Origin of the sequence: Bacillus sp. AP8 (assembly GCF_000321185.1) — a bacterium.
Lineage (GTDB): Bacteria > Bacillota > Bacilli > Bacillales > DSM-1321 > Bacillus_AD > Bacillus_AD massilioanorexius.
This window is the reverse complement of sequence record NZ_CAPG01000027.1, coordinates 358,546-371,449: the sequence shown is the minus strand read 5'-3', so window position 1 is coordinate 371,449 and position 12,904 is coordinate 358,546. Positions and strand designations below refer to the sequence as shown.

Genomic DNA, 12,904 nt, shown 5'->3' with positions numbered 1-12,904 from the left:
TCAAAATACAATATAACAACACATTCCGACTCCTATCGTGTCGGTATCTCTTAAATATTACACAAATATATTCAAACCACTTCTTGCGCCAATAAACTATTAAAATCTTACAGCCTATATTTAATCCCCTATTATCGCAATGCTTTTAAAAGATATTAAGTTATTTTATTTAAAATAGTACCAACAAGGGTGATTTTCCCGAAGTTGGAATGTCTTGAATTTAAGATTTTCACGTAATCTTTTAAGTACTTAAGATCTTAAATCTTTTAAAGAACTTAAAATCTTTAAAAATAACAGAACTAACAAACTATGTCAAGAACTATTTTGTCATTTAAAAATATTTTTATTTTAGGGGGACTTTATAAGCGTCAAAATGCCTTTCCAACCGTTTTAAACTACTCTTACAGGGTTAAATCTGGATAACGCAAAGCTTTTCCGCGTACGGGAGTAGCTTTTTTCGTTTCCTCACCTTAAGCTGGGGAACAAAAAAGGTGCGAACGTATGCGGAAAAGCCTTTGCACTTTAATAAAGGGGCTTGGAACGTAGGCGTAAGCCGTAGAGAACAACCCCTAACCGAGCACTTTATAACAAGACCTTAACGCTTTTACACACTCCGCCACCAACCGGAGGATATCTCGTATGGTTTTTCCTTGGATTTCGCTTGATTTTAGCGTTTTTAAGTCCTTCCGAGGGTAAAGACCGCCGAAAGCACTTAAAACGTCTAAAACTATGGAATTTTGATGGGGTTTTGTAAGACGCATATTTAACTCAGTAATGCTCGTATGGACGATCTACGTATATAGATACGTTTTAAGCGTAAAATTACGTAAAATCAGCGACGATAAACCACTTCGAATGGTAACACCGCCCAAACGATTAAAACGCCTAAATCCCCGTGATTTTACAAGAATTTACGTGGCGGCTATTTCAAGGGGTTAGACCGCGGTTCAAATCCAGCGTTGCGGAAGCTTACTGTACCAGTCAAATAAAAATAATCATTAGTACAGCTTCGGACATGGTTGCGATTTGGTAGAGTGCTTTTATTCCGAGCTTCCGATGCCCCGAGGCACCGAGTTCTTCGGACGACATCGTCCGTTTTTCTCCAAGCTCTCCCTAACTGTCATTTCATCGACCGTCTTTGTTGCGCCAGTTGACGGAATTGTGTGCGGTTGCTCGCGTTGCTCGGGCGGTAGTTGTGCAATCTCATACAATGCTTTCAGTCCTAAATCACGTCCCGAGACGCGTTTTGTTCCGAATTCTTCAAAAACTCGGACGTATCTTCTAGCATAATCCTGGGTCATCCCAATACTCTCACACCACTTCGACCACTCACCGTGCGCCAAGTCGTTTTCCTTTACGTGTTTCAATCTACGACCTATCTCAAAAATTGCTTCGCCTGCTACTCGTTGATAAGCGTTAATTTCCGCTGTTAGTACATTTAAATCCGATGATAGAACACCACCTCGCTTTGCTTCGATTTCCATTTCGTTCACCTCTCCGTTTAATTAGGCAATCCAATCGCTACAAAATCGGTTGCGGTCTTGCGGAATCCGCAAGAGCAATGTCCGCAGGCTTGACGCCCTTCTCACGTAACTCTTTTACTTGTTCACGGCGCTTAGCAACTTCGGCGGATGAGGGTTGCTTCGAAGAATACTCTTTACCGTCGTCCCCTTCAATTTTTTCAACCGTAACATTTGTTACGGTTGAATATTCCTCACACCACCTCTTGACAGTCATGTGACTTACCCCTAACCAATCGGAAATTTGCCTTTGTGAGCGCCCTTCCTTCCGCAATTCAATCGCCTTAGCGATCTTTTCTTCGCGACTAATCTCACGAGTTATCACGTTATTCTTATGTGCAAATTCTAGCTTTTCTTCTTCGGTAAGCCCGTGATGTACCTTAATATCGACTGTACCTATTCCAGCTTGTTTCGCGAGGATTTCATGTATTCTTCCTCTATCTCTAAGGTGTTCCAAATCTGGAACCCCTTTTTCAATACCGCCCTTACCTCCATCTACCATACGCTGTCTAGCCATACGCTTTTCTTCCTCGTAATACAATCGAATGACAATCGCCGCTTTCTGTCCCGGTTTTAAATCGTCGCGACTAAGTTTTGTTTCTGCAATGTAGTTTCAGCTAATTCAGTTATGCCATTTTGTCCTAACTCTTTTCAGTTTCTCTAATTGTTTCTGCAATGTCGGAAACAGATTTTGCATTAGTTCCATTTTGTCCTTTTTGGTCATGTTGATTACTTCCATTTCCTTGTTTAACACCCCAATATTCCTTTAGAAATTGCGCTATCCTTGCTTTCTTAATCGGATCAGTTTCAGCTTGTCCACGACGCTCTACATCTACTATAGGTAAGGTTCGCTATGAACCTAGCAAATTACGTCAGAATCTCGCACGAATAGCCTCCTAAACAGCGTTGCCTATACTTTATAATCGAATCAGCCAGGACGCCTAAAACCTTGCAAAAATTAAGGATTTTGTATCGACTGTCTCCGGCGTCCACAACCACCTTATCCTTGTCTATATTATCGCTATATCTTTTATATAAAGACATTTGCGCCAAGTATTATAGAGATACCAACAAGCACGAATGTGCGAAGTTGGAAGGTTTTGACCTTGTACTCTCGTAATCTTTTGTTGGTATCTTTACGTTGGTATGTTTAACTTGGTATGTTTAGAACGGCATCTAATGGCTGTTAGCTAACCTGCCTCTAATGCCCGTTTGCTAACCGACCTCTAATGCCTTTTACGCGCTATAAACAGAAACATCAGGCACAACTTTCTCCCCGTCCTCACTTACTAAATACCCATCATCCGTTACCTTTGGACAAAATGACGGATAATACCGCTTCCCATTCCATGTTCTCTTTTGACGGATCAATCCGTTAGCCTCTAATATTTTCGCCAAATGTTTAATCCTTTTTTCCGCAACACCTAAATCGCTGCTAATCTTCTCAACCGATGGGAAGCTGGCGCCAAAACGCTCGTTAGGCGTCCCGTCTTTACGCGTGTGAGTGCCGTCTACATACGATAATATGTAAAAGTATAGTGCGATAATATCACGAATCTGCGGACGGCGTTGCTTACGTTGAAATTGCGCGTCATGTTCGGCAATTATCCGTGGAAATACCTTGCGCATAAGGTCGAGGTTGAACATTTCATAGTTTTTCGTGGCTAATAGTGCCGATTTATCGTTTGGTAATGGTTTTGTCCCATCCAAAAGCAGTACCCCTCCCCAAATATAGTAAAACTTATCTAATAATTCTAATTTTATCATAAATTAGTTGCGAACGCACGTTCCTAATGCTATAGTTGAGTTACACAAAAGGCGAAGCAGTTGGCGCTACTTCACCTTCATATTTATCTAATTATCTATTAGACTAGCGAGCACTTCTTCCGCTGTTAGAGTCGTATTGAGTTGTTGGCGCAACTCGTACCCTTTATGCTCAGCGCGGTTGTAGTGCTCTTTTATTTTGGGCGTTTCTTGCTTTAATAAATTGTAAATCGCTTGCACCTTCACAAATTCATCTTTTATGATCCGGCGCTCCTGCAATGTGCGTTTTAACCTTTGCGCTAATTCCAAGCCTACAACTTCATTCAATTCCGCTTTCTCTACGTCGTGGTAAATTACGCTTATCTTTTTATCATAAACGGACTGTAAACTGCTAAGTCGGTCATATGCCGTTTTGATTTCCTCGAACAATTCGTTATATCGCTGAAAATAACCTTGCGCTAGACTCATGCGCTCGCCACCGCCTTAACGTTATCGAATAATTGCTCAGCAACTTCCGCCTTGAGCTCGCGGCACGCCACAGTCAGACGAGTATTGATACCTGGAAATAGCTCCTTTAAACGATCGGGCGAAACATTAACGAAATGGTTATCGTCGCCCCCTGCGATACGAATATTAAACCATCCTACAATTGTGCGAGTTACCTTGACTTGTACATCCACCTTGCTTCCATTTGCATTAAACCAAATTAACATGTTAAACCACCTCCCGCTACCATTTCTAAAATCAATTTACTATCACCATCGGCGTAATCTCTACTATTTACATCCAGGTCAACTAGAACAAAACCATCGACCGGTAATATCTCCGCGTCATAGATGCTAATACCTTCGTGAGACACTAACACCTTACCGTTTTCTAAAAGTACACCATCAACAATGTCGCTCGGATATGTTACCCCTTCATATCGGAAAATTACAGTTACCATTTTGCGCTGAACCTTTTTACGTTCGATTATCATTTTTAATTCCTCCTCGTTAATATATACTATAGTGTGCTTTTTATGTACTGTGGTGTTAATTACATAATACACACTGCAGTGTGCAAAGTCAACACTAATGTTGATATTTTTTACATTAAAACATATAATTAAATTATTAGGAGGTATTCCAATGATTAAAGTACATTTATCTCGCATAATGGGCGAAAGAAAGCTTAAAATTAGCGATGTTGCTAATCTTACCGGGTTGCATAGAAATGGAATAACGAAGTTATATAAAGAAGAAACAGACGGAATAAAGTTCGATACTTTAGAAAAAATATGCACTGCGTTAGATTGTAAAATCGAAGATTTGTTAGAAATTAAGAAAGAAGGCGACCAATAATACGGCGCCTTTTTGTTTTGACTTCGTAAGATTGCGGAATAAAGACCTGCTTCATTGATGATTGTTACTTTCCGTAGTCCACCAACGGTGTATACATTAGATACACCCTTTTCATCTTCATCACTTTGTGGAATAAGACTAGCAACTCGATCAGATTCCTCTATTACCTCTTTTACTTTTTCGATTGTGGATTCGGCCGGCTCAGATGGAAGTTCTTCGGGGGATTCATCTGCTTTCATTTGTGCATGTGATTTTCCTATGGAATATGCCCCATCAAAAACAAGTCTGTATAAATCAGGTCTTTTACGTCTTACTTCCATAAGTCGCGCCATAGAACCTCCGCCGATGCCCGCTTTCTTAGCTAAAATGTTCTGCTTACTACCTTTCTCAACCCTATCACCATTTGGTGTTAGGGTCTTTCCTAGCAACATCCTCGATTTCGCTTGCGCAGCTTCACATTCTTCATATAAGTTAAGAACGATACATGCGCGCTGACCTTTCGATAAATCATCTCTACTAAGTTTCGTTTCTGCAATATAGTTTGGAATTTCATCTTCCGCTATATCCTCAACAATTACGCGAATACCTTCAATTCCTAATTCTTTCGCTGCTTTGAGACGATGTTTTCCGTCAATAACTCGAAAACCTTTCGTAACTACTAACGGTTGCAAGATACCTTCTTTTGCTATACCAGCTACAAATACCGACCATTTCTTCTTAGACATCATTGGCGAAAAGTCCGTCTGTTTACTGTGTACAGTTAATTGACTTGTTGCCACTTCGATTACTTGAGCGAAATCACCTCGCTTCATTTCTACCAATTCCAATCCGTTCACCTCTCCTTAAATTTCTGTAAGTAATATATCCGTTTGTGTAGATTTCTGCGTAAAATTTTTAGCGTTTTGTTGCCTCTCACTATATACGTCGCGCCAGCTTTTAATTTCGCACAACTTTTCGTAAATTTTTTTCGCCTTACACTAGATAATAAGCCTAGTACAATAATGTCGCGCACTTTATGCGAAACTTTTTTACAGAAAAAAAATAAACACTACCCAACCGAGTAGTGTTACACACGATTATAAAGCTTTCGCAATCTCAACGAGCAAATCCATCAATATAGGTAGCATCTGTATGAGTATATACCCTACGCCCGCCTTCTGAATCATTCCTAATCCGCGATCGCTGTTCCCAATCATAACGTATAGCCCACCGCCTAACATCATCGTAAGACCTATCGGATAGCTGAGACTTTGCACAAGTTGTATTAACGGATCAAATGCGTTTACAACCTTTTGAGTTATCGCACCATTAACTGCGCCAGCTGCTGCGAAAGTTGGATCGCCAAAGCCTATTGATAGAAGTATTGCGCCAGTAACTATGATTAGTTTTGTCGCTTGTTTTCGCGATAGTTGGAAATGCGACGACGTTGTTACATTAAGACATTTCGTCGAAGGGTGTGGAAAATTTTCCTTACCTTCTTTCCGCCCCATAAACTCCTTAAAATCGATAACCTCTGTTTTATACCTCCCAAACATGCGACCGCCCCCTTAGATGATAAAATCTTTCGATAAAAATACACGAGCCTGCATCCCATCGCACAACTTTTCTAATTGTTGCTTACGATAATGTGTCTCAGTAACCCACAAGAACGCTGGCGGCTGTTTAAATACGCCAAGCTCTAATAATCGTTTATAACGCTTAATCTTATCTCGATTCTCTGTCATCATTTGAGTACGATCTATTTCAACGATACACATTACGCCGTCCTTATTGAATATTGCGTCAGCTACAATTGATACTTCGCCAGGTACTTCGAGCTTCATTTCATTTCGCCAACTTGAAGGTTGATTATATGCGATGAATAAAGCATTGCGACGCAAATAGTGCTCGACTTGCAAGGTCTTTTTAAATACGCGCTCACACCCGATCATTGAACGTCCTTCTGCGTTTAAATAATAAATATTCTCGTGTAGCCTCATAACGTTTAAGTATTGCGCCATATTCTTTAGGACGCGATTCGTATTGCGGACACCTCCGAGCCGATGTAAAGCGCTCAATTGACTGCGACTAAGATAGCCTAGTTTCCGTAATGATAAGAGAATCTGTTCTTCTCGTTGTTGTTTCGTTAGTTTCACTCGATTTCTCCTCCTTACGCGCTCGTATATTAATTAATGGCGCAATAGTTTCGTCAATAAACTTGTTGCTCATATACGGCGTTTGCACGATTGTCTTTAAATCATTCCGATAAATCGCACGCCCTTTTACTAACGGAAGCTTTTCCGCGCCTCCTTCGTCAATAACCGCACGGCTTGCAATTTCAGTACGTAGGCGGAAGCACAATTGCGCAGATACATTTTGGCGCACCTGACTGCTGAGGACCGCGTTGGTTGCGTATTGCGTGCAATAAATAAGCGTAAATCCTGCCGCTCTCCCCCTTCGCGCTATATCCTCAATAATTGAAGTACATTCGTCGCATGGCGCAATATCTGCTGCTTCATCGATAATGACAAAGTAACGTTCACTAAAGCCAGCTTCTTTCACGTCCTCGTATCCATGCGCGAGCAAATAATCAATTCTTTCATTCATTTTCGCTTGCACTATCGCCAGTTGTTCGAGTGCTTCTGTCGGATTCTTGGCAAGTCCGCGCACATTTGGCAACTTACGAAATCTATTAAATGCTAAACCGCCTTTGAGGTCGATTAAATAAAGGTTTGCATCGCTAGGCTTCCTTGTAACAAGCGTCGTAATAACACTCTTTAAAAATACACTCTTACCTCCGCCCGAAGTACCCGCAACTATAAGGTGTGTATTCGCGTCGAAATCGTGCTTAATTACACTTTTGTGCGTAGCCCCTACTAATACCTCCCAACCGCGCAAACTATCGAAAAACTCCCGCTTAAATTCAAGCAAAATCGGCATGTCTTGCTCATAGACGCGCACCACTAGCGCACCATTAAAATCTAGCTCAACCGTCTTGCGCCCTCCCTCCTTTTGCTTCAATAATTGGCGTAAATCAGCCACGAATTTTCCGTTAAGCCTAAGCTTCACTAACTCACGCAGAAACGTCCTAGCGTCGATAAACGAGCGACTATTTAAGCCGTCTTGGATTGCGTCGCGTTTCTTTTCGAATTCCTTGAACGAGTAACCCATCGGAAATTTATACGCGTACTCTGTTCCGTAATTTCGTTTTGACTTTCGCAAAGGTCGCAACGGGCGTGCTTTTCCGCTATCTTTATCGACAAGCCCCGCGTTGTACAATATCTGCGCGATCTTTTTACAATCGTTTGTGCTGCCGCGAACATTGAGCGTGGCCCAACCGGATATACCAGCCGCAATAGCTGACGTAACTACCTCCACTAACACGTAACACCACCACCTTTTATATACGAAGTATAGTTGCGCATAATTGGAAGGGAGTTAAACGGGCTTTAACGTTTACATAGCGCCAATCTGCCTCTTCCAATCACAATTCTAGGAAGGAATTTCTAGTAGCATGTCGAATGGAATTACTTATGGAACTACTTTATGAGTCGCTGCTCGTACATTATTCGCAAGTAATGATAAAAATTTTCGCAAGTGGAGGTTCTGAAATGGGACTAGGTAAGCCGAATAGGACTCGCTTAGGTGAGTTTTTAGATGAACGAGGCATTAGCCAGGAATGGCTTGTCAATAAATCGGGCGTAAGTCGAAATACAATCAGTAGGCTGGCTAATGGGAAAAACGAGTATAATCCGTCAGTTGTGACGATGAAGAAAATAATCGAAGTGTTGCGGGAAATTGATCCGGATATGAAAAGCTCGGACATTTTCGATATATGAAAAAATACCGGGTCAGATATTGCATAACAAACGCAAAAATGGGTCAAATATTGCATAGGTGAAAACGGGAGTAAAACGAAGGAAAACGTTGATAATGCGGTGTTTATACGTGAAAATGGCGTTTTTCGAAAGGTAGCTCCTCTTATCTTATGCTTGTTATTACGTCGCACAATTACTTTAAACATTCCGCCTTCGCTAGAAAAACACTAGCTCGGCGGCACTTATCATTTTATCGCTAGGCTTTTAAATAATTTGCGATAAAGGTATTAATTAGATAGTTCGGCAAGGTGCAAGCCGCAGCCGCATGTTTTCACATTATTTAATTTAGCGCTAATCTTGTTTACAAGACTAAGATATAAATTGATGTCCGAAATCGCTGTATCCGTTGGGAGAGTAAGGCGGAACGGTGTTTTTGGTTGTGCGAATAAGGTCACACTTTTGGCTGATTTGTGCGAATAAGGTCACACTTCCGAGCAGACTGCGGACTTTGCTCCGAGTACCTATCGCGCAACAATGCTTTCAAATCCGCTATTTGCGCCTTATCTTCTTCACTCAACTTCGGATTCGATTGCTCCTTTCCTAACCAATCCGGTACAGGCTCCGTACGGACAAAACGACGATTTGCTGATTTAGTAGTCTTATTTCGCAGAACGCTACCTACTTTACGCGCAACAGAAACAACCTTTCGAACGACCTCTTTCGCTTGATAAGGTAGTAGGTGTATTAAATTTGAAGTACGACGCATTTTATCATTAAATGTAAGTTCAGTTCTCTCAGAAACTACGAATATTTCAAGCTTTTCGGCGCGTTTAATAGCATTTTGAACAGTTCGAACAGACACTTCGCAAGCCTCAGCAATAGTCTTATTACTTTCGAAAAATTCACCGCGATATTTTCTAAGCTTTGCGCAAATATATTTAATAACTTTCGCAGATTGACAGCCAAAATACCTTAATTTGTCTCGCATATGGGCGTTTGAGTGTTCAAATATTTCGTCTACTTTACTTATTACTTCCATTTAACACACCTCCTCTACTAAATGATATTAAAATATGGTATAATTAGGTGGACACAAAGTGACGTACCCTAATCACATTCATAGTATCAAAAGATGTGACACTTTTCAACATAAATGTATCATCTTTTTTTGGAGGTTTTAATATGGCGCTAGTAAATAAAAGTAGATTGACGATTGGTTTAAAGCAAGAATCGATTGATTACGTTAAGGAAGAGGCCGCTAAACTCGGAATGTCAGCAAGTGTTTACATTGAGTTATTAATCAGAAAAGATATGGAAGATAAAAAGAGATTGGACAAATAACGTCTAGTCTCTTTTTTATTTATTAAATCAATCACTAATAAAACCTTAATTAATAAGCATTATATTTTCGTATACAAGACCCTACTCATTACCGTACGAATCCCCCAGCGCAATACCCCATGCAAAATGTGTCAATTACATACGTCTATTACGCAACATTATCGAACTATGCTAAAATACAAATCAAGGAAGCCTGCTACAATGCCTACTTTTTAGGAGGTAATTAACGTGGCAGTAAAATATAATAAGCAAACCGGAAAATGGGAATTCGTATTTGATGCGGGCATTCATCCGCAAACGGGAAGACGTAAACAGATACGTAGACGAGGTTTTGCAACTAGAGCCGAGGCAGTTAATGCATATGCGAAAATTAAAGCTGAGGTTATTGACGGGAACTATTTAAGCTTAAGCGATACGACCTATGAAAATTATATGAACGAGTATTGGAATGAACGTAAGATCGCATTACAGGCGTCAACATATGAAATTCATACTATGTACTTCCGCACGATAATAAATCCTGCGCTAGGTCGTTTAAAATTACGTGAGATAAATCATTTCCAAATCCAAAATTTCGTTAACGTTTTGGCTAACGATACTACCTATTCGTCTCATACCATTCACTTAATTTTCCGCATAGTTTATAGCTCGTTTAAGAATGCAGTCTTTCACAAACTTATTAAAGAAAATCCTTGCGAAAATATTACACTACCCAAACGAACAAAACGGAAAATGACAGTTTGGTCACTAGAACAAGTAAATTATTTTTTGCGGGAATCTATTAAAATCCCTCGCGTTACGCGTTGTTTAATCGGCTTTCAAATTGGACTATTGACCGGCTTGCGACAAGGAGAAATACTTGGACTGCGTTGGCAAGATATCGATTTTGATAAGCGCATAATTTACGTTAAACAGACACTTACGCAAAAGGGCGAAATTAAAGAAGGCGCCAAGACAGAAGGAAGTATTCGCTCAGTTTCGATGCCCGAACGTTTGGTTATAGAGTTGCTGGAACATCGAGAAAAGTTGCTAGATGAAAAAGCAAAATGTCGCACTACTTATTACGATAATGACTTAGTCGTTCCTACTCGTGACGGACAGCCGCTTATTCCGCGCAACTTTCGAAAAGAGTTCTATAATTTAACGGATCAATTAGGATTACCGCGCATAAGATTTCATGACACGCGCCATACACACGCAACTATGTTAATTGCACAGAACGTGAACGTTAAATTGATCGCCGAGAGATTAGGTCACGACGATATTCAAACAACGCTAAATACGTATAGTCATGTATTGCCTAATATGCAGCGAACAGTATCGGACAAGCTCGACGAGATACTCGAGTAAATGCATTTTTATGCGCCAAATTGTGACCGCATATGTGACCGTTAACTTTTTCGTATAGAGAAATCGTTGATATGAACGTGTTTAGAACGGATAGTGACGCACATGCCCGAAGAAGGCATGGTCGAGGAAGGCGAGCTAAAAATCCATCAATCCTCACATGCTCGTTATTTTGAGGATTTCTTGAAATATGTGGATTATAATGAGCCAATGCCGGAAATTATGAAAGCTCAGGTCATGGAAATGGTGACAGAAACCATCATGGAATCCTTAGAAGATGAAAGTGAAGAGTTCAAGCAATTTGAGCAAGAGATGGAAATTTGGAGTGTTAGTGATAAACGAGAATTGAAAGAACAATTAGAGACTCATCAAATCGTTGAAGCTACTGCCTCTATAGTTGAAATTACACCTGATTTAGAACTACGCATGAAACTTGACCATATTGGTGTAAACGGCATGTTATCGGATTTTGGAGAATCGGTACACGTAGCCAAGTTGAACGGCAAGTATGTAACGATTATTGAATCTGATACGATTATTTTCGAGAAAACGGCTAGTCCGATTGAGTTTTTGAAGCCTGATGAGTTGGATGTTGTCATTAAGCGAATTAAAGGTAGGAATCCAGCGGAGTAAGGATTGGAAAATGTAAGCTAACTAAACACCACACCCTTGAAACAATGAAAAACCCACTAACTATGATATTAGTGGGTTTTACACTTATGTTATCTATAAAATTTCTTTACCTACATGTTTACTCCACTCATATTCTTTCCCTTCATAGTCGCCATCATAACCTTCAAAAACTTCTTCCAACGTAAGTGGCTTCTTCCCTTATTTAAGAATAATTTCATTCTTGTTTGAGTTAATATAAAATTCATCGCTTTCTAGAAATGCTGCAGTTTCTAAGATAGACTTTGGAATCAAACTATTCAATACATGTTCAAAAACAATTCGCTTTACCACTATCTATCCTTCTAATACAATATAGTAGAATATCTTTTGTAACTCTATTAAATTTTTTCTGATATTTGTACGGAAGATAAGAAGATACATCTTTATCGAGGTTAAATTCGATTATTCTGTAAGGTGTTTTTAGGATTAATACATAGAAAGTAGGTTTTTTTCAATGAAATATTATCAATTACCATTAGGATCCTATGCAGCAAACTGTTACATATTAAAAAATGAAGAGAATCAATGCATTATCATTGATCCAGGCGATGAAGGAAGAAAATTAGTTCAATTTATTAAGAATGAGAAATTACAGCCATTAGCTATTTTGTTAACTCATGCTCATTCCGATCACATTGGAGCGGCTGATGACGTTCGAGACGCTTTTCATATTCCTGCCTATGTACATAAAAATGAAGAAGAATGGTTGTATACCCCATCTTTAAACGGTTCAGATATGGAAGAACCATTCGTGCAGAGAAAAGCTGAGAAAATTATAACAGAAGAGTCAACCATTACAATTGGAGATTTTACTTTTGAAGTTCTTGAAACACCTGGACATTCCCCTGGTAGCGTTTCTTTTTATTTACGCGATGAAGGATATGTATTTTCAGGAGATGTTTTATTTAAAAGAGGCATTGGTCGTACAGACTTTGTCGGTGGAAATATGATTGATTTACGAAAAAGTATTCAAGATAAGCTATTAACGCTTCCAGTAGATACGGTAGTTTTCCCAGGTCACGGACCTCTTACATCTATCAAAGATGAAATGAATAATAATCCTTTTATAATCAGTTTTCGTAATTAATCTACCTTTTAAGAATAAACATACATAATCACC

14 protein-coding genes and 2 pseudogenes are annotated in these 12,904 nt (G+C 39.7%); 6 read left to right on the top strand and 10 right to left on the bottom strand.

Features of this window, described 5'->3' with window-relative positions; genetic code table 11:
• Positions 1-1,040 precede the first annotated feature (1,040 nt).
• From BN349_RS06600 to BN349_RS06575, 5 genes are all read right to left on the bottom strand, one after another.
• Entirely contained in the window at positions 1,041-1,484 is a 444-nt protein-coding gene (locus BN349_RS06600; protein WP_019241495.1) for a DUF3102 domain-containing protein, read from the bottom strand.
• A 37-nt stretch (positions 1,485-1,521) separates the two neighbouring features.
• Positions 1,522-2,037, bottom strand: coding sequence for a helix-turn-helix domain-containing protein (locus BN349_RS06595; RefSeq protein ID WP_019241494.1), 516 nt, complete (start codon positions 2,035-2,037; stop codon positions 1,522-1,524).
• A 719-nt stretch (positions 2,038-2,756) separates the two neighbouring features.
• Positions 2,757-3,230 carry a hypothetical protein gene (locus BN349_RS06585; protein ID WP_019241492.1) on the bottom strand — a complete coding sequence of 158 codons (474 nt, stop codon included), beginning with the start codon at positions 3,228-3,230 and terminating at the stop codon, positions 2,757-2,759.
• A gap of 144 nt (positions 3,231-3,374) precedes the next feature.
• Entirely contained in the window at positions 3,375-3,752 is a 378-nt protein-coding gene (locus BN349_RS06580) for a hypothetical protein (RefSeq protein WP_019241491.1), read from the bottom strand.
• Complete coding sequence (locus BN349_RS06575; RefSeq protein WP_019241490.1) at positions 3,749-3,997, bottom strand: hypothetical protein; 249 nt, start codon at positions 3,995-3,997, stop codon at positions 3,749-3,751. The genes BN349_RS06580 and BN349_RS06575 overlap by 4 nt, the downstream gene beginning before the upstream one ends.
• Positions 3,998-4,414: 417 nt before the next feature.
• Here BN349_RS06575 and BN349_RS26105 point away from each other — a divergent pair, with 417 nt between their 5' ends.
• Positions 4,415-4,627, top strand: coding sequence for a helix-turn-helix domain-containing protein (locus tag BN349_RS26105; RefSeq protein ID WP_019241488.1), 213 nt, complete (start codon positions 4,415-4,417; stop codon positions 4,625-4,627).
• 557 nt (positions 4,628-5,184) lie between these two features.
• Here the strand turns inward: BN349_RS26105 and BN349_RS26290 are convergent.
• The 4 genes and pseudogenes from BN349_RS26290 to BN349_RS06555 form a co-directional block, all read right to left on the bottom strand.
• Positions 5,185-5,352, bottom strand: a pseudogene (locus tag BN349_RS26290) (ParB N-terminal domain-containing protein); the annotation flags it as partial.
• Between the two features lie 351 nt (positions 5,353-5,703).
• Positions 5,704-6,162 carry a hypothetical protein gene (locus BN349_RS23515; protein ID WP_019241487.1) on the bottom strand — a complete coding sequence of 153 codons (459 nt, stop codon included), beginning with the start codon at positions 6,160-6,162 and terminating at the stop codon, positions 5,704-5,706.
• A gap of 12 nt (positions 6,163-6,174) precedes the next feature.
• Positions 6,175-6,762, bottom strand: coding sequence for a replication-relaxation family protein (locus BN349_RS06560; protein ID WP_051024203.1), 588 nt, complete (start codon positions 6,760-6,762; stop codon positions 6,175-6,177).
• Positions 6,695-7,990 (bottom strand): FtsK/SpoIIIE domain-containing protein, encoded by a 1,296-nt coding sequence (locus BN349_RS06555; protein ID WP_019241485.1) that lies wholly within the window; start codon positions 7,988-7,990, stop codon positions 6,695-6,697. Before BN349_RS06555 ends, BN349_RS06560 begins: the two co-directional genes overlap by 68 nt.
• A 227-nt stretch (positions 7,991-8,217) precedes the next feature.
• On the opposite strand from BN349_RS06555, the gene BN349_RS06550 reads away from it, so the two are divergent.
• Complete coding sequence (locus tag BN349_RS06550) at positions 8,218-8,445, top strand: helix-turn-helix transcriptional regulator (protein ID WP_026089205.1); 228 nt, start codon at positions 8,218-8,220, stop codon at positions 8,443-8,445.
• Between the two features lie 430 nt (positions 8,446-8,875).
• On the opposite strand, the gene BN349_RS06545 is transcribed toward BN349_RS06550, so the two are convergent.
• Positions 8,876-9,412, bottom strand: coding sequence for a helix-turn-helix domain-containing protein (locus tag BN349_RS06545; RefSeq protein ID WP_198286492.1), 537 nt, complete (start codon positions 9,410-9,412; stop codon positions 8,876-8,878).
• A 194-nt stretch (positions 9,413-9,606) separates the two neighbouring features.
• Here BN349_RS06545 and BN349_RS25845 point away from each other — a divergent pair, with 194 nt between their 5' ends.
• The 4 genes and pseudogenes from BN349_RS25845 to BN349_RS06515 all read left to right on the top strand — a co-directional run bounded on the left by BN349_RS25845 (position 9,607) and on the right by BN349_RS06515 (position 12,871).
• A complete protein-coding gene (locus BN349_RS25845; protein WP_019241482.1) occupies positions 9,607-9,765 on the top strand; it encodes a hypothetical protein in 159 nt (52 codons plus the stop codon).
• A gap of 222 nt (positions 9,766-9,987) precedes the next feature.
• On the top strand, positions 9,988-11,115 hold the full coding sequence (locus tag BN349_RS06535) for a tyrosine-type recombinase/integrase (protein ID WP_026089204.1): 1,128 nt from the start codon (positions 9,988-9,990) through the stop codon (positions 11,113-11,115).
• Between the two features lie 99 nt (positions 11,116-11,214).
• Positions 11,215-11,745 (top strand): annotated as a pseudogene (locus BN349_RS23510) (DUF3898 domain-containing protein); the annotation flags it as partial.
• A gap of 493 nt (positions 11,746-12,238) precedes the next feature.
• On the top strand, positions 12,239-12,871 hold the full coding sequence (locus BN349_RS06515) for an MBL fold metallo-hydrolase (RefSeq protein ID WP_019241478.1): 633 nt from the start codon (positions 12,239-12,241) through the stop codon (positions 12,869-12,871).
• The last annotated feature ends 33 nt before the right edge of the window (positions 12,872-12,904 follow it).

Bases quoted from the DNA above. Each gene is read 5' to 3' on its own strand.
- BN349_RS06575 (WP_019241490.1), bottom strand. From the start codon at position 3,997: ATGTTAATTTGGTTTAATGCAAATGGAAGCAAGGTGGATGTACAAGTC.
- BN349_RS06580 (WP_019241491.1), bottom strand. From the start codon at position 3,752: ATGAGTCTAGCGCAAGGTTATTTTCAGCGATATAACGAATTGTTCGAG.
- BN349_RS26105 (WP_019241488.1), top strand. From the start codon at position 4,415: ATGATTAAAGTACATTTATCTCGCATAATGGGCGAAAGAAAGCTTAAA.
- BN349_RS06545 (WP_198286492.1), bottom strand. From the start codon at position 9,412: ATGCGAGACAAATTAAGGTATTTTGGCTGTCAATCTGCGAAAGTTATT.
- BN349_RS06595 (WP_019241494.1), bottom strand. From the start codon at position 2,037: ATGGCTAGACAGCGTATGGTAGATGGAGGTAAGGGCGGTATTGAAAAA.
- BN349_RS06600 (WP_019241495.1), bottom strand. From the start codon at position 1,484: ATGGAAATCGAAGCAAAGCGAGGTGGTGTTCTATCATCGGATTTAAAT.
- BN349_RS23515 (WP_019241487.1), bottom strand. From the start codon at position 6,162: ATGTTTGGGAGGTATAAAACAGAGGTTATCGATTTTAAGGAGTTTATG.
- BN349_RS06550 (WP_026089205.1), top strand. From the start codon at position 8,218: ATGGGACTAGGTAAGCCGAATAGGACTCGCTTAGGTGAGTTTTTAGAT.
- BN349_RS25845 (WP_019241482.1), top strand. From the start codon at position 9,607: ATGGCGCTAGTAAATAAAAGTAGATTGACGATTGGTTTAAAGCAAGAA.
- BN349_RS06515 (WP_019241478.1), top strand. From the start codon at position 12,239: ATGAAATATTATCAATTACCATTAGGATCCTATGCAGCAAACTGTTAC.